Genomic DNA, 14,262 nt, shown 5'->3' on the forward strand with positions numbered 1-14,262 from the left:
GTGAGGCCAAAAAGAACCGGAAGCGCTTACTTTGTAGCGCAGCCCGCCCTCAAACCTCAGTAGTGTTCGTTGCCGTCCGTGTCAGCGTCGCTGGCCCTTCCGGCGCCCCGCTGCGGTGTGTGCCGCTTCGGTGAGGGGGTTTCTACGCATAGGGACCGGGGTCCGCAACAGGTTTTTTCATCTGATCGTCACTTTTTTCTCGATGCCCTTATTTTCTTGGTCAAAAAAGCGGCGAAAAGCAAAGGGGATGGGCTTGGGGCCGATGGGCAGACACGGAATCGCTCGATACTGCCCCGGGGTCACCCGATTCCGTTTCGCGCAAATCACCCAAAATCGCCCTGATGACATGGTGAATCGCCCCCTTCTTTTCGGTGAATCGCCTCCCCTGCCCTCACACCTCCCTGGAATCGCAAACGCCGCCCCCGGAGGAGCGGCGTTCGGCAGTGTTGAAGAGGGCGCGAGGTCAGGCGCGCAGAATTCTCCCGCGCGCTTTCCAGATCGCAGGGATCAGCATCACCGCGTAGATCGCAGCCAGGATCACCATCAGCAGCCAGATCCGCGTGAAGACCATCCCCACCGCGATGACCGTGCCGATCAGCAGCACACCCACCGCGCGGCGCGGAATGCGCATCGCTTTGGGCGAGAAGGTCTTGATCCGCGAGATCATCAGCAGGCCGACAAAGCCCAGCCAGACCGCCACAAGCACCGGCACCGCGCGCGCATCGCCGAGATCGGCAAAGCTGATGAACATCGGCAATAGCGCGAGCCCTGCCCCTGCGGGTGCGGGCACCCCCGTGAAGTGGCGCATCGACTCGGGCTCGGCGCGCATCACGTTGAACCGCGCGAGGCGCAGACAGGCCGCACCGGTATAGACCAGCACGAAGACCCAGCCGAAAGCGTGCGTCTCCCCCAGGGCGAAGCGGTAAAGCAGAAGACCCGGCGCCACGCCGAAGCAGAGGAAGTCGGAGAGGCTGTCGAGCTCCGCTCCGAAATCCGAAGACGCATTGAGCCGCCGCGCGAGCAGCCCGTCCATCCCGTCGATCAGCGCCGCGAGCAGGATCAGCACCACCGCGCTCTCGAACCGGTCATCCATCGCGAAACGGATCGAGGTCAGCCCCAGCCCCATCCCGGCAATCGTGACGAGGTTCGGCACCAGCTGCAGAAACGGCAACCGGTCCTTTTCATGCGGGTCGAGTTCGTGGTCTTTCATCGCGCCCTCCTCGAGCCTCTCTTACCGAATGCCGCCGGAGCGCGCTTGTTCCGTGCTTTCGAGATCGGCAATTACGGTTTCGCCCGCGACCATGTTCTGGCCGATGCAGACGAGCGGGCTCACCCCTTCGGGCAGGTAGATGTCGAGTCGCGAGCCGAACCGGATCAGGCCGAAGCGCTCGCCGGTCATCAGGCTCTGGCCTTCTTTCGACCAGCACAGGATGCGCCGGGCCACCAACCCTGCGATCTGCACCACCCCGTACTGGCGGCCATCGGGCAGCGTCACGGCAAGCCCGTTGCGCTCATTGTCCGAGCTCGCCTTGTCGAGCGAGGCATTGAGGAATTTCCCCGGGCGATAGGCGACCTTCGAAATCCGTCCCGCACAGGGCAGCCGGTTTACGTGGCAGTTGAAAACCGACATGAAGACCGAGACGCGGGTCATCGGCTTGTCGCCAAGACCCAACTCCGCCGGCGGCACCGCCGGCTCCAGCAGAGAGACCACGCCATCGGCGGGCGAGACCATCAGCCCCTCACGGGTGGGCGTCACCCGCGGCGGATCACGGAAGAAGTAATAGCACCAGACGGTCAGCCCGACCCCGATCCAGCCCAGAGGCTCCCAGATCAGGAACAGAATGAAGGTGATGCCCGCGAAGATGGCGACGAACTTGCGCCCTTCGGGATGCATCGGTTTGACGAAGGTGGAGAGCATGGAGACGGACATACGGGCCTCTTGAACTGTTTGCCCGTGCTTACCCCAGTTGCGCGGCGATGGAAACGGGGCGGGAAACGGACGCCGGGGCCGGCCCCATCCCCGACTCTTTCTGTCGGATTGACATTTCCGACAAAACTACTCACCTATGGGCGGACAGGAATCCCCCTCCCCGGAAACAGGGCGCACGACCATGATCATCTGCCATTGTCAGACCATCACCGATCGCGACATCCACGCCGCAATCGACTGGATGCGCAAATCGGACCCGAGCACGATCATCACCCCGGGCAAGATTTATCACGCGCTCGGGAAGCGGGCCGACTGCGGTGGATGCATGCCGCTCTTTCTTTCCACGATGCGCAAGAATACCAATTTGAAAGTGCCGGTCGAACTGACCGGGCTGAGACAGGCACCAATGGAAGGAAGACGACATGAAGGGCGACGCTAAGGTCATCGAATATCTCAACGCAGCTCTGCGCAGCGAATTGACGGCCGTTTCGCAATACTGGCTGCACTTCCGGATGCAGGAGGACTGGGGCCTTGCCGCGATGGCGAAGAAATCGCGCGAGGAATCCATCGAGGAGATGCATCACGCCGACAAGCTGATCGCGCGCATCCTGTTCCTCGAAGGCCATCCCAACCTGCAAAAACTCGACCCGCTACGCATCGGCGAAGGCCCGCGCGAGACCCTCGAATGCGATCTGGCGGGCGAGCATGACGCGCTGACCCTCTATCGCGAGGCGCGCGACCATTGCGAAAGCGTGCGCGATTACGTCTCGAAGGATCTGTTCGAAGAGCTGATCGCGGATGAGGAAGGGCATGTCGATTTCCTCGAAACGCAGCTCGACCTCTACGACCGCGTGGGCGCGCAGAATTACGCCCTGCTCAACGCCGCCAAGATGGACGAGACGGAGTAAGCCCCCGCCCCTCGCAGGTCAGACAGGCTCGAAGGCGCTCCGAACGGGGCGCCTTCTTCTTTTTGCGGGCAAAAGATCGGGGGCGCCGCCCCCGCTTCGGCTTCGCCGAATTCGCCCCCGGGATATTTGACGCAGTTGGAAGTCAGAGCTCGCGCCACCCTTCCAACTGCCCGAAATATCCCGGGGGACGCGCGGCACGCGCCGGGGGGCGGAGCCCCAAACGAAAAGCGGCCCCCGAATGGGAGCCGCTTTCCAAATCGTATCTCGCGAAGTTTAGCGCTTCGAGAACTGGAAGCTACGACGGGCTTTCGCACGGCCGTATTTCTTACGTTCCACAACGCGCGAGTCGCGGGTCAGGAAGCCTGCGGCTTTCAGAGCCGGACGCAGCGAGGGATCGTAGAGCTGCAGCGCTTTCGAGATGCCGTGCTTGACTGCACCGGCCTGGCCCGAGAGGCCGCCGCCTGCGACGGTCGCGTAGACGTCGAACTGGCCGTCCACATTCGCCACGCCGAAGGGCTGGTTCACGATCAGCTGAAGCACGGGACGCGCGAAGTACTTGTCCATCGCCTTGCCGTTCACTTCTACCTTACCGGTGCCCGGCTTGACCCAGACGCGGGCGACCGCGTCTTTACGCTTGCCGGTGGCATAGGAGCGGCCTTGCGCGTCGCGCACGGGCTCACGGGGCGTGGAGGTTTCGGTTTCGGTGGCGCCAGCGTTGTCCGAGCCGGTCACGACCGATTTCAGATCGTCGAGGGTCTTGATATCGTCGGCCATGATCAGCTCCGGGTGTTCTTCTTGTTCATCGACTTGACGTCGAGAACTTCAGGCTGTTGCGCTTCGTGCGGATGCTCGGCACCAGCGTAGACACGCAGGTTCGCCATCTGTGCACGACCCAGACGGTTGCGCGAGATCATGCGCTCGACCGCCTTCATAACCACGCGCTCGGGATGCGCGCCCTCGAGGATCTGACGCGCGGTGCGCGACTTGATCCCACCGGGGTGGTTGGTGTGCCAGTAGTAGGTCTTGTCGTCACGCTTCTTGCCGGTCATCTGCACCTTGTCGGCGTTGATGACGATGACGTTGTCGCCCATATCCATGTGCGGCGTGAAGGTGGCCTTGTGCTTGCCACGCAGACGCATTGCGACGATCGACGCGAGACGGCCCAGCACGACGCCTTCAGCGTCGATGATGACCCATTTCTTCTCGATCTCCGCGGGTTTTGCGGTGTAGGTTTTCATCTGTGATCTGCCCTTGTGGGGTATTTCGAATTCTGATGCGGGCTTTTGCGCGATTCCGGACGCGTTTTCAAGTGGGATGCGATGGAATTTATTTAACAAAAACAATAGGGTAAAAATTAGGTATCAAAATACCCCACGCCTCGACGCGATGTTGGGCCGGGTTGGGGGCTCTGCCCCCGGCGCATCCGCGCCTCCCCCGGGATATTTACGCCAAGGCGAAGACGCAGAGAGCGCAGCCCCTACCCCATCGCGCGCGGCGGAATCGAATAGGTCATGCTCGCGCGCGCAACGGGCCGGTCGTCGCCCTCGGAATAGATCAGCGCATCGCCCACGGCGAGGACGCGGCCCAGCTTGAGTACCCGGATCTTCGCGATCAGGTCGGCCCCTGCGGCGGGCTTGCGCATGAAGTCGATGCTCGCATTCGTCGTCACCGCCAGCGCCACGCGCCCGATCCGCGCGAGGATCGCGATATAGATCCCGACATCGGCCAGCGCGAACATGTTCGGCCCCGAAACCGTGCCGCCGGGCCGCAAATGGCGCTCTTCCACCTTCAGGCGCACCACGAGCTCGTCCTCATCAAGCGCCTCGATCGCGAAGTCGCCTTTCACCTGCGGAAACGCCTCGTCGAGAAATTCCGCGAGCTCGCCGCGATCCATTATCAGCGCCATGCGCCCTCCCCTTTTCTTGTCCCTCGCTCGCCCCTAGAGTTTCGCCAAAGAGGAGGAGTTTCAATGACCGATCTGGTGATCCGCGAGGATAAGGGCGCGGTGGCGCATCTGACGATGAACAGCCCCGGCAGCCTCAACGCGCTGTCCGATGCGATGCTGGCCGCGCTCAAGGCGCGGTTTTCCGAGCTGGCTGAGGATACTGGCATCAAGGTCGTCGTGCTGCGCGGCGCGGGCAAGGCGTTCTGCGCGGGCCATGACCTCAAGGAGATGCAGCGCGGGCGCGAAGCCGAGGATCATGGCCGCGCCTATTTCGCCGATCTCTTCTTCCGCTGCGCCGAGGTTATGCAGATGATCCCCGCTCTGCCGCAGCCGGTGATCGCCGAGGCACACGGCATCGCGACCGCCGCCGGCTGTCAGCTGGTCGCGTCCTGCGATCTGGCCGTGGCGGCCGAGGGGACGCGGTTCGGCGTGAACGGGGTGAATATCGGGCTCTTCTGCTCGACCCCGATGGTGGCGCTCTCGCGCAACGTGCCGCGCAAGGTGGCCTTCGAGATGCTCACCACCGGCGAGTTCATCGATGCCGCCCGCGCCCGCGAGGTCGGGCTGGTCAATCGCATCGCGCCGCATGAGGAACTTGGCGCCGAGACCGAGAAGCTCGCGCAGACCATCGCAGGCAAGCTGGGCGCCGCCGTGAAGATCGGCAAGCGCGCCTTCTACGATCAGGCCAATATGGACCTCGCGCAGGCCTATGAGCACACGGCCGCGGTGATGGTCGAGAATATGCTCTGGCGCGATACGAAGGAAGGCGTGCAGGCCTTCATCGAGAAGCGCAAGCCGGACTGGGCGGAGTAAACCCGCTCAGCCCACCACCATATCGTCGCGATGGATCAGCGCCGCGCGGCCGGGATAGCCGAGGATCTCCTCGATCTCGCCCGAGCGGTGCCCCGCGATCAGCCGCGCCTCGTCACCGGTATAGCGCACGAGCCCTTTACCCAGCACCGCACGATCCGGCCCCGCAATCGTGACCGGATCGCCGCGCCCGAAGCGTCCAACAACCTTGGTGATCCCGGCGGGCAGCAGCGACTTGCCAGAACGCAGAGCGTTGGCGGCCCCCTCATCGACGAAGAGCTCGCCGCGCGGCTTCATCGCCGCGATCCAGCGTTTGCGCGCCGCCTGCGGGTCGCCCTCGGGCAGGAACCAGCTGCAGCGCCCGCCCTGCTCCAGTGCGGCAACCGGATGCTCGGCGAAGCCTTCCGCAATCGCCATCGCGCAGCCGCCCGCCACCGCAACCTTCGCGGCCAGCAGTTTCGTCTTCATCCCACCCTTCGAGAGGCCCGAGACGGGATCGCCCGCCATCGCCTCGATCTCGGGGGTGATGTGTTCGATCACCGGCAGATGCTCGGCGCTCGGGTCGGTCTTGGGGTTCGCGGTGTAAAGCCCGTCGACATCGGACAGAAGCAGCAGCTGATCCGCCCCGATCGTCACGGCGATCTGGGCGGCCAGCCGGTCATTGTCGCCGAAGCGAATCTCGTCGGTCGCGACCGTGTCGTTCTCGTTCACGATGGGCACGACGCCGAGGCTCAGCAGCGTCTCTAGCGTCGCGCGCGAATTGAGGTAGCGGCGGCGATCCGCGGTATCTTCCAGCGTCACCAGAACCTGCGCGGTGCTCACATCATGCGGCCCCAGCACTTCCTCATAGGCCCGCGCGAGGCGGATCTGTCCCACCGCCGCCGCGGCCTGGCTCTGCTCCAGCGGCAGCGTGCCACCCGAGAGATCGAGCACCCGCCGCCCCAGCGCAATCGAGCCGGAGGAGACGATCACGACGCCCGTGCCGCGGGCGCGCAAAGCCGCCACATCGGCGGCCAGCGAACGCAGCCAATCCGCGCGCAATCCGCTCTGATCGACAAGCAGCGCCGATCCGATTTTGATCACCAGACGCTTCGCCTGCGCCAGAGCGGGCGCGCTCACGGTTGCCATGCTCCGCCCTCGTCCTCCGGCTTCGGCTTGTCCTTGGCGATCTCCGCCCAAAGCGCGCGCAGCACGTCCGGCACGCCCTTCTTCGACACGCCCGACATCAGCATCACGCGCCCGCCCGAGGCCTCTTCCAGCTCTGCCTTGCGCTCGGCCAGCGTCTCGTCGTCAATCGCGTCGATCTTGTTGAGCACGGTGACGCGCGGCTTCTGAGCGAGGATTTCCGAATAGGCCTCCAACTCGCCGATGATCGTGCGCCAATCCTCGACCGGGTCCTCCGCCGTGCCATCCACCAGATGCAGCAGCACCGAGCAGCGCTCGACATGGCCCAAAAACTGATCGCCCAGCCCCCGCCCTTCGGAGGCGCCTTCGATCAGCCCCGGAATATCGGCCACCACGAATTCGCGCCCGTCGATACCTACAACGCCAAGATTGGGCACCAGCGTCGTGAACGGATAATCCGCGATCTTGGGCCGCGCATTCGAGGTCGCCGCGAGGAAGGTGGACTTGCCCGCGTTGGGCAGACCCAGAAGCCCCGCATCCGCGATCAGCTTCAGGCGCAGCCAGATCGTGCGCTCGACACCTTCCTGACCGGGATTCGCGCGTTGCGGCGCACGGTTGGTCGAGGATTTGAAATGCAGGTTGCCCCAGCCGCCATTGCCGCCCTTGGCGAGCAGCACGCGCTGGCCCACCTCGGTCATGTCGGCGATCAGCGTCTCCTGATCCTCGTCGAGAATCTCGGTGCCAACCGGCACTTTCAGCACGACGTCATCGCCGTCCTTGCCGGTGCATTGGCTGCCCATGCCGTGCTGGCCGGTTTTTGCGAAGAAATGCTGCTGGTAGCGGAAATCGATGAGCGTGTTGAGCCCTTCGACCGCCTCGATCCAGACCGAGCCGCCCTTGCCGCCGTCGCCGCCATCGGGGCCGCCGAATTCGATATACTTCTCGCGCCGGAACGAGACGCAGCCCGCGCCGCCGCCGCCCGAGCGGATATAGACCTTGGCAAGATCGAGGAATTTCATGGTCAGGCCCCTTTCATCAAGGCGCCGGGATAGCTGCCCGCGCGCGCAGGATCAAGCGCCGCGTGGGGGCGCGGCCCCCACACCTCTGGGATATTTTCACCAAGAGGAAGGGGAATGCGCGTCGCGAGGCGGGCTTTCGCAGATCATGTCGAAGTGCCGGAGCTTTCGCCCGAGCGCCCGGTTTTCCTGAAGCGACTCGCCATTGGCGCGAAATCCGAGCTTTTCGAGCACCCTGCGCGACCGGTGATTGCCCTCGAAATACCCCGCCACTAGCGGCTTCGCATCCGCGGCATCGAAATGCACGGCGATGACGGCACGCCCTGCTTCGGTCGCGCAACCGTGACCCCAATGGTCTCGCCCCAACCAATAGCCGAAAGCGCCGACCTTCCCGATGAGGCCGCAAAAACCTCGGTCTCGCGTAATCCCCCAAACACGTCCGAGATGGACGCGACCGGCAGCGACCAGCGTCTCGGCATCGGTTTTACTGTAGGGATGCGGCATCCGCGTGAGCCAGCGCGCGACCTCGAAATCATTCGCGGCATGCGTGATCGCATCGACATCTTTCGAAGTCAGGGGACGCAAGACAAGGCGCGGCGTTTCGATCCGGTGCATCTTCCTCTTGGCCCAAATATCCCGGGAGGGTTCAGGAGGGCAGCGCCCTCCCGTCCACGCTCTCGGTCTCCGTTACATTTTGCGCAGATAGGTCCAAGTCGGAACATGGCGACCGCGCGCGAGCGACCAGCTTTCCGCATCGCCCAGATACTCGAAGCCGCAATTGGTCAGGACACGGGCCGAGCCCGGATTGTCCTGAAACACCTCGGCAAAAAGCGTGCGCGCGTCTTGCGGGTTCGCTTCGATGATCGCGGCGACCGCCTCGGAGGCGAGGCCCGTATTCCAGAACCCCGGTCCAACCCAATAGCCGATCTCGGACTGATCGTCGTCGAGACGGGTCAGCGAGACGACACCCAGCAGCTCGCCCATGCCATGGCGCGAGCCATCGATCGCCCAGACGTCTTCGACGCGGTCGTCAGCCTGTGCGCGTGTGATGAAATTCTCGGCCGTGCCGGGCGGCAGCGGATGCGGGATCGCGCGAGTGCCTTCCGCGACGCGTTTATCGCCGGAATACATCTCGATCAGACCGGCATCCGAACGGCGCAGCGGGCGCAGCACGAAGCGCTCCGTTTCGATCACGGGTTGGGTGGAAATCGTCTCCTGGTACATGGGCGCTCCTCCTCGAAACGCGGACGAACCGGCGGCCCCTCCTGCCGCGTGGTCCTAGTAAATAAATAGGACAGTAGGATGACGATACATCCCCCGACCCGGTAAATTTTCTCGCCGCAATTGCAAACATTTTCGTGCTGCACCGCAACGAGAAAGGGGACCGGCCTTTCAGCCGATCCCCCGATTTTGTGACACGTTCGTCGGTCGGGTTACTCGGCGGCCTCCGCAGCCGGGAGGACCGATACGAAGGTGCGGCCCTTGAGGCCTTTATGGAAGGTGACGCGGCCTTCAGCCGTTGCAAAGATGGTGTGATCCTTGCCGAGGCCGACGCCTTCACCCGGCCACCACTTGGTGCCGCGCTGACGCACGATGATGTTGCCCGGGATCGCAGCCTGACCGCCGAACAGTTTCACGCCAAGACGACGACCCGCAGAGTCGCGGCCGTTACGGGATGAACCGCCTGCTTTCTTGTGTGCCATGGGTGTCTCTCCTTATTTCGCGAGCTCTTTGGCCTGCTCGACCCAGTCGGGCTTGACCTTGGTAGCTTCAAAGGTTTCGGGATCGACCGAAGCGAGCTGAGCGTAGGTGGTGATGCCAGCTTCGTTCAGCTTCTTCTCGGCCGCCGGGCCGAGACCGGTGATGACCTTCAGATCGTCCGCTTCCGCGACGGCGGCATCAGCCTTCGGCGCGGCTTTCGGAGCAGCAGCGGCCTTGGCGGGCTTGGCCGGAGCGGCTTCGCCTTTGCCACCATGCGCTGCACGACGTGCGATCGCGGTGCCCACGGCTTCCTTCACGCCCGACTTGTCGCCGCCGGTGGCGAGGACGTCGGTGACGCGCAGCAGGGTCAGCTGCTGACGGTGACCACGGGTACGCTGCGACGAGTGCTTACGACGACGCTTGTGGTAGGTGATGACCTTGTCGGCCTTGATGTTGTCGATGACTTCCGCCTGCACGGCCGCACCTTCGACGAGCGGGGTGCCGAACTGGGGCTTGTCGCCGCCGACCATCAGAATCTCGTTGAACTGGACTTTATCGCCAGCTTCGGCTGCGAGCAGTTCCACGCGGAGCAGATCGCCCGCCTGAACTTTGTATTGCTTGCCGCCGGTCTTGAGGACCGCAAACATGGGTCTTTCCTTTTCTTCATCCGCGCCCTGTGGCCCCTGATCGGAGTTCGTTGGACCTGTCGGCCCGCCGTCGGACTGCGCGCTCCTCATGGGAGCGAAGTTGCAAAAACGAGGCCCGGCGGAAAGAAGCCTCTCCGCCGGGTCGGGCCGATATCGGGGATCAGCCCCCGTCTGTCAAGGAAAAACGAGGTTTTATCCGCATTCGCTCCAGCGGGCGAGCGCCTCCGCCGCAGAGATCCGGCGACCCTGTGCCCCCGCCTGCCCCGGCGTGGCCGAGAGGCGCGGCGCGGGGGCGGGCTGGGCGATGCCGTCGAGGTCGACATAAGCGCCGCGTTCGGCATTCTGCGGATGCGCAATGGCCTCAGCGATCGACAGAACCGGCGTCGCGCAGGCATCGCTGCCCGCGAAGACCTCGGCCCAGTCATCCCGGCTGCGAGTCGCGAAGCGCTCAGCGAAAGCGTCACGCAAGGCTGGCCAGTTCGCACGCGGCTCGCGCGCAGGCAAGTCCTGAGGCGCGAATCCCAGCCCCGCGATCAGTGCCGCGTAGAATTGTGGCTCGAGTGCCCCCACCGCCATATGCCCACCGCAGGCACATTCATAGACCGTGTAGAACGGCGCGGCGCCATCAAGCAGATTCGCCTGCCGCCGATCCGTCCACGCCCCCTGCCCGGCCATCCCGGTGATCATCGCCATCAGATGCGCCACCCCGTCGGTGATCGCGCAATCGACGACCTGCCCCCGCCCGGTCTCGCGCGCGCGCCACAGCGCCGCCAGCATCCCGAAGGCGAGATAGATCCCGCCACCACCAAAATCGCCCAGAAGGTTGAGCGGGATCGCGGGCGCCTCACCGCCCATCGCATGCAGCGCTCCGGTCAGAGACAGGTAATTGATGTCATGGCCCGCGGTTTGCGACAGCGGTCCTTCCTGCCCCCAGCCCGTCATCCGTCCATAGACCAGCGCCGGATGATCGGGGAAATCCTCGGGCCCCAGCCCAAGCCGCTCCATCACGCCCGGGCGCATGCCTTCAATCACCCCGTCGGCGCGGGCGATCAGCCTGCGCACCGCCTCGCGCCCGGCGTCGGATTTGAGATCCAGCTCCACCACGTCGCGGCCCCGGTCGAGCACGTCGACCTCCAGCCCCAGCACATGATTCTTGGCCCCGCCCGAGCCAGGCCGCGCGATGCGGATCACCTCGGCCCCGAAATCGGCCAGACACATCGCCGCGAACGGCGTCGGCCCCAGCCCGGAAATCTCGACAATGCGCAGCCCGCTGAGCGGTCCCGTCCGCTCGGCCCCCGTTCGCTTGGTCATGCGCCCCTCCTTATTGCCCCGTCAGAGGGGCTCTGCCCCGCTGGCTCCGCCAGCCCCCGGGGATATTTCTGCCAATCCGAAAGAGAATGCCCTCCCCTTCGGCTTGGATCAAATATCCCCGCCGGAGGCATCCGACCGAGCCGCGCGCGAAGGGTTTAGGCGTTCTGCGCTTTCTCTTCGAGCTCGAGCCATTCGACCTCGGCCGCGTCGAGCGCCGACTGGCGGTCGCTCAGCATCTCGGTGGCCTTGGCGAATTTCACAGGCTCGCGGGTGAAGAGATCGGGATCGGCGAGCAATTCGTTGATCTTGGAAATCTCGTGCTCGAGCTTCTCGATCACGCCGGGCAGCTCCTCCAGCCGATGCTTCTCGGTAAAGCTGAGGCCGGATTTCTTCGGCGCAGCTTTCTGGGGCGCGGCGGGCTTACCCTCTGCCTTGGGGGCGTCCTTCTTCGGCGCGGGCTTGGCCTCCGGTGCGGCCTCGGCCTTTTGCGCCTGATAATCCGACCAGCCGCCCGCATAGACGGTGGCGCGCCCGTCGCCTTCCATCGCGATGGTCGTGCTGGCGACGCGGTCGATGAAATCGCGGTCGTGGCTGACCAACAGCACCGTGCCGTCATATTCGCCCAGCAGATCCTGCAGCAGATCGAGCGTCTCCACGTCGAGATCGTTGGTCGGCTCGTCGAGAATCAGCAGGTTCGAGGGTTTCGCCATGATCCGCGCCAGAAGAAGCCGCGCGCGCTCACCGCCCGACAACGACCGGATCGGGCCGCGCGCCTGCTGCTCGTCGAACAGGAAGTCCTTCAGGTAGCCCACGACATGTTTCGGGGTGCCGCGCACCATCACCTGATCGGAGCGCCCCTTCACCGCCATGTCCGGGTCGTTCACCAGCCCGTCCCAAAGCGTCTGCTCGGGATTGAGCGTCGCACGCGCCTGATCGAAGACGGCGATCTCGAGATTCGTGCCCAGCTTTACCGCGCCTTCATCGGGTGCGACCTCGCCGGTCAGCATCTTCAGAAGCGTCGTCTTGCCAACTCCATTGGGACCGACGAAAGCCACGCGATCCCCGCGCAGCACGCGCAGGTCGAAATCCTTCACGATCTGCTTGTCGCCATAGCGCTTGGACAGGCCCGTGGCCTCGATCACGCGCTTGCCCGACTGCTGGCCCGAGTCGAGCTCCATCGCGGCCACGCCCTGCCGCTTGATCTGCCCCGCGCGCTCGGCGCGCAGCGCCTGCAGAGCGCGCAGGCGGCCCTGATTGCGCTTGCGCCGCGCCGAGATGCCTTCGACCGCCCAACGCGCCTCGGCCTTGATCTTGCGATTGAGTTTGTGGCGGGCGTCGTCTTCCTCCGCCCAAGCCTTTTCGCGCCATTCCTCGAACGTCTCGAAGCCCTCTTCATTGCGGCGCACTTCGCCCCGGTCGATCCAGAGCGTGGCCCGCGTCAGCGCGCGCAGGAAGGCGCGGTCGTGCGAAATCAGCACGAACGCCTTGCGGGTCTCCTTCAGCTGGTTTTCCAGCCAGGCGATCGCCTCAATATCGAGATGGTTCGTCGGCTCGTCGAGCAGCATCAGCTCCGGCCCCTCGCCCAGAAGCTTCGCCAGCGCCGCACGGCGACGCTCGCCCCCCGAGGCCGTCTCGACAGGGGTCTCGGGTTTGAACTTCAGCCCCTCTGCGACCATCTCGACCTTGTAGGCCTCGGCCGGGTCCAGTTCGGAGGCGGCGAAATCGCCCAAAGTCGCGAAGCCCGACAGGTCAGGCTCCTGCTCCATATAGCCCACAGAAATGCCAGGCGGCACGACTCGCGTCCCCGAATCCGGCTCTATCAGCCCGGCCATCACCTTCATCAAGGTGGATTTGCCCGAGCCGTTTCGGCCCACCAGCGCGACTCGGTCGCCTTGCTGGACGGTGAGGGAGAGCCCTTCGAATACGGGGTTGCCGCCGAAGGTGAGCGATATGTCGGAAAGCTGTAAAAGCGGTGCGCGTGCCATGCTCGCGAGCTAAGCGGGCCTTGGCGAAAGGTCAATGGGCCATGCGCGACGCAGCCCCTGTGCGCGCCCGCATCCCCTTCCCCTTGGAACAAATATCCCCGCCGGAGGCATCCGCACTCTCAGCGCACCCCGCCGCCGGTCTTAACGTGCCAGCGCCCGCAAGCTACGTCGCCGCGCCTCGGGGATCGCGGAGATCTCCAGCGCGGTGAAGACGTGACAGGTGTCGAGGTCGCGATCGAGCACCGCGTGATCCGACACCCAACCGCCCATGCCGAGATAAGAGCGCAGCAGCGGCGGCAATGCGCTGACATCGCCCGTCTCCCCTGCGAGCGCGGCGGGATAGTCCACGCGTTCGGGCGCTTTGGGACGTGGGCGCAAGGTAGCGGGCCCCAAAGCGCGGGCAGCGAGATGCGCGAGCCCTGCGCGATGCGCCTGCCAGTCACTGCCCGTGAAAGAGGAGCATCCGATCAGAAGCGCGGCGCCACTCTCCTCCGCGATCCGGGTGATCGCGGCCCAACCCAGACGCAGCACGTCCGGGTCGCGCAGGCTCGGACGGGCGCAGAAGCGGCCCAGTTCGAGGATCGGCCCGGCCCATGCTGCGAGCGGCGCGAGATCGTAGAACTGTGCGCAATAGCCCTCAGACAGCGCGGCCCCATCCTCCAGCAGCAAAAGCCGCGCGGCGGCGGCGGGTCCGTGATCGTCGCAAATAAGGATGTGGCGGCAGAGCGGGTCGAAGTGGTCTGCATCGGAAGTCCCGGCACGAAACGCATCGGCGCGCAGGCGCAGCGCCGCCTCGCGGTCATCCGGACTTTGTGCCTCGCGGACCTGATAGGCACCTTTTGCGAAACTCAGGGACATGCGACCTCGCGGGTCATGGCGGCGGC

At 64.8% G+C, this 14,262-nt stretch carries 17 protein-coding genes; 3 read left to right on the forward strand and 14 right to left on the reverse strand.

The annotated features are described in order from the left end of the window. Positions 1–463: 463 nt before the first annotated feature. Together pssA and BMI87_RS16895 are read right to left on the reverse strand one after the other, a co-directional pair. Positions 464–1,210, reverse strand: coding sequence for a CDP-diacylglycerol--serine O-phosphatidyltransferase (gene pssA / locus BMI87_RS16890; RefSeq protein ID WP_078522793.1), 747 nt, complete (start codon positions 1,208–1,210; stop codon positions 464–466). 21 nt (positions 1,211–1,231) lie between these two features. Further along, positions 1,232–1,930 carry a phosphatidylserine decarboxylase gene (locus BMI87_RS16895; RefSeq protein WP_078522794.1) on the reverse strand — a complete coding sequence of 233 codons (699 nt, stop codon included), beginning with the start codon at positions 1,928–1,930 and terminating at the stop codon, positions 1,232–1,234. A gap of 181 nt (positions 1,931–2,111) precedes the next feature. Between BMI87_RS16895 and BMI87_RS16900 the strand changes: the two genes are divergently transcribed. Both BMI87_RS16900 and bfr read left to right on the forward strand, forming a co-directional pair. Next, positions 2,112–2,369, forward strand: a complete 258-nt coding sequence (locus tag BMI87_RS16900; protein ID WP_075775471.1) for a bacterioferritin-associated ferredoxin — start codon at positions 2,112–2,114, stop codon at positions 2,367–2,369. Then, entirely contained in the window at positions 2,353–2,838 is a 486-nt protein-coding gene (gene bfr, locus BMI87_RS16905; protein WP_078522795.1) for a bacterioferritin, read from the forward strand. The genes BMI87_RS16900 and bfr overlap by 17 nt, the downstream gene beginning before the upstream one ends. A 273-nt stretch (positions 2,839–3,111) precedes the next feature. Here the strand turns inward: bfr and rpsI are convergent, their stop codons facing one another. The 3 genes from rpsI to BMI87_RS16920 all read right to left on the reverse strand — a co-directional run bounded on the left by rpsI (position 3,112) and on the right by BMI87_RS16920 (position 4,744). Further along, entirely contained in the window at positions 3,112–3,612 is a 501-nt protein-coding gene (gene rpsI, locus BMI87_RS16910; protein WP_078522796.1) for a 30S ribosomal protein S9, read from the reverse strand. A gap of 2 nt (positions 3,613–3,614) precedes the next feature. Continuing rightward, a complete protein-coding gene (gene rplM, locus BMI87_RS16915; RefSeq protein WP_078522797.1) occupies positions 3,615–4,076 on the reverse strand; it encodes a 50S ribosomal protein L13 in 462 nt (153 codons plus the stop codon). Positions 4,077–4,315: 239 nt separating this feature from the next. Further along, positions 4,316–4,744, reverse strand: coding sequence for a PaaI family thioesterase (locus BMI87_RS16920; RefSeq protein ID WP_078522798.1), 429 nt, complete (start codon positions 4,742–4,744; stop codon positions 4,316–4,318). 63 nt (positions 4,745–4,807) lie between these two features. On the opposite strand from BMI87_RS16920, the gene BMI87_RS16925 reads away from it, so the two are divergent. After that, the gene (locus BMI87_RS16925; RefSeq protein WP_078522799.1) at positions 4,808–5,596 is read left to right on the forward strand and encodes an enoyl-CoA hydratase; all 789 of its coding nucleotides are present in this window, start codon (positions 4,808–4,810) and stop codon (positions 5,594–5,596) included. Positions 5,597–5,602: 6 nt separating this feature from the next. On the opposite strand, the gene proB is transcribed toward BMI87_RS16925, so the two are convergent. The 9 genes from proB to BMI87_RS16970 form a co-directional block, all read right to left on the reverse strand. Beyond that, positions 5,603–6,721, reverse strand: coding sequence for a glutamate 5-kinase (gene proB, locus BMI87_RS16930; protein ID WP_078522800.1), 1,119 nt, complete (start codon positions 6,719–6,721; stop codon positions 5,603–5,605). Next, complete coding sequence (gene obgE / locus BMI87_RS16935) at positions 6,709–7,737, reverse strand: GTPase ObgE (RefSeq protein WP_078522801.1); 1,029 nt, start codon at positions 7,735–7,737, stop codon at positions 6,709–6,711. Before obgE ends, proB begins: the two co-directional genes overlap by 13 nt. Positions 7,738–7,833: 96 nt before the next feature. Further along, on the reverse strand, positions 7,834–8,349 hold the full coding sequence (locus BMI87_RS16940; protein WP_078522802.1) for a GNAT family N-acetyltransferase: 516 nt from the start codon (positions 8,347–8,349) through the stop codon (positions 7,834–7,836). Between the two features lie 72 nt (positions 8,350–8,421). Then, positions 8,422–8,958 carry a GNAT family N-acetyltransferase gene (locus tag BMI87_RS16945; RefSeq protein ID WP_078522803.1) on the reverse strand — a complete coding sequence of 179 codons (537 nt, stop codon included), beginning with the start codon at positions 8,956–8,958 and terminating at the stop codon, positions 8,422–8,424. 209 nt (positions 8,959–9,167) lie between these two features. Next, complete coding sequence (gene rpmA / locus BMI87_RS16950) at positions 9,168–9,437, reverse strand: 50S ribosomal protein L27 (RefSeq protein WP_075775480.1); 270 nt, start codon at positions 9,435–9,437, stop codon at positions 9,168–9,170. Between the two features lie 12 nt (positions 9,438–9,449). After that, positions 9,450–10,082, reverse strand: a complete 633-nt coding sequence (locus tag BMI87_RS16955; RefSeq protein ID WP_078522804.1) for a 50S ribosomal protein L21 — start codon at positions 10,080–10,082, stop codon at positions 9,450–9,452. A gap of 192 nt (positions 10,083–10,274) precedes the next feature. Continuing rightward, positions 10,275–11,393, reverse strand: coding sequence for a CaiB/BaiF CoA-transferase family protein (locus tag BMI87_RS16960; protein WP_078522805.1), 1,119 nt, complete (start codon positions 11,391–11,393; stop codon positions 10,275–10,277). Between the two features lie 155 nt (positions 11,394–11,548). Then, entirely contained in the window at positions 11,549–13,378 is a 1,830-nt protein-coding gene (locus BMI87_RS16965) for an ABC-F family ATP-binding cassette domain-containing protein (RefSeq protein ID WP_078522806.1), read from the reverse strand. A 141-nt stretch (positions 13,379–13,519) separates the two neighbouring features. After that, positions 13,520–14,236, reverse strand: coding sequence for a GNAT family N-acetyltransferase (locus tag BMI87_RS16970; protein WP_078522807.1), 717 nt, complete (start codon positions 14,234–14,236; stop codon positions 13,520–13,522). Between the last annotated feature and the right edge of the window lie 26 nt (positions 14,237–14,262).

It is taken from the genome of Thioclava sp. F28-4 (assembly GCF_002020045.1).
GTDB lineage: Bacteria > Pseudomonadota > Alphaproteobacteria > Rhodobacterales > Rhodobacteraceae > Thioclava > Thioclava sediminum.

What these genes read in the sequence shown, in the direction of transcription:
- bfr (WP_078522795.1), top strand. Translation starts at nt 2,353, where the DNA reads ATGAAGGGCGACGCTAAGGTCATCGAATATCTCAACGCAGCTCTGCGC.
- BMI87_RS16940 (WP_078522802.1), bottom strand. Translation starts at nt 8,349, where the DNA reads ATGCACCGGATCGAAACGCCGCGCCTTGTCTTGCGTCCCCTGACTTCG.
- BMI87_RS16960 (WP_078522805.1), bottom strand. Translation starts at nt 11,393, where the DNA reads ATGACCAAGCGAACGGGGGCCGAGCGGACGGGACCGCTCAGCGGGCTG.
- BMI87_RS16970 (WP_078522807.1), bottom strand. Translation starts at nt 14,236, where the DNA reads ATGTCCCTGAGTTTCGCAAAAGGTGCCTATCAGGTCCGCGAGGCACAA.
- BMI87_RS16895 (WP_078522794.1), bottom strand. Translation starts at nt 1,930, where the DNA reads ATGTCCGTCTCCATGCTCTCCACCTTCGTCAAACCGATGCATCCCGAA.
- obgE (WP_078522801.1), bottom strand. Translation starts at nt 7,737, where the DNA reads ATGAAATTCCTCGATCTTGCCAAGGTCTATATCCGCTCGGGCGGCGGC.
- rplM (WP_078522797.1), bottom strand. Translation starts at nt 4,076, where the DNA reads ATGAAAACCTACACCGCAAAACCCGCGGAGATCGAGAAGAAATGGGTC.
- BMI87_RS16920 (WP_078522798.1), bottom strand. Translation starts at nt 4,744, where the DNA reads ATGGCGCTGATAATGGATCGCGGCGAGCTCGCGGAATTTCTCGACGAG.
- BMI87_RS16955 (WP_078522804.1), bottom strand. Translation starts at nt 10,082, where the DNA reads ATGTTTGCGGTCCTCAAGACCGGCGGCAAGCAATACAAAGTTCAGGCG.
- rpsI (WP_078522796.1), bottom strand. Translation starts at nt 3,612, where the DNA reads ATGGCCGACGATATCAAGACCCTCGACGATCTGAAATCGGTCGTGACC.
- BMI87_RS16900 (WP_075775471.1), top strand. Translation starts at nt 2,112, where the DNA reads ATGATCATCTGCCATTGTCAGACCATCACCGATCGCGACATCCACGCC.
- BMI87_RS16965 (WP_078522806.1), bottom strand. Translation starts at nt 13,378, where the DNA reads ATGGCACGCGCACCGCTTTTACAGCTTTCCGACATATCGCTCACCTTC.
- rpmA (WP_075775480.1), bottom strand. Translation starts at nt 9,437, where the DNA reads ATGGCACACAAGAAAGCAGGCGGTTCATCCCGTAACGGCCGCGACTCT.
- BMI87_RS16945 (WP_078522803.1), bottom strand. Translation starts at nt 8,958, where the DNA reads ATGTACCAGGAGACGATTTCCACCCAACCCGTGATCGAAACGGAGCGC.
- proB (WP_078522800.1), bottom strand. Translation starts at nt 6,721, where the DNA reads ATGGCAACCGTGAGCGCGCCCGCTCTGGCGCAGGCGAAGCGTCTGGTG.
- BMI87_RS16925 (WP_078522799.1), top strand. Translation starts at nt 4,808, where the DNA reads ATGACCGATCTGGTGATCCGCGAGGATAAGGGCGCGGTGGCGCATCTG.
- pssA (WP_078522793.1), bottom strand. Translation starts at nt 1,210, where the DNA reads ATGAAAGACCACGAACTCGACCCGCATGAAAAGGACCGGTTGCCGTTT.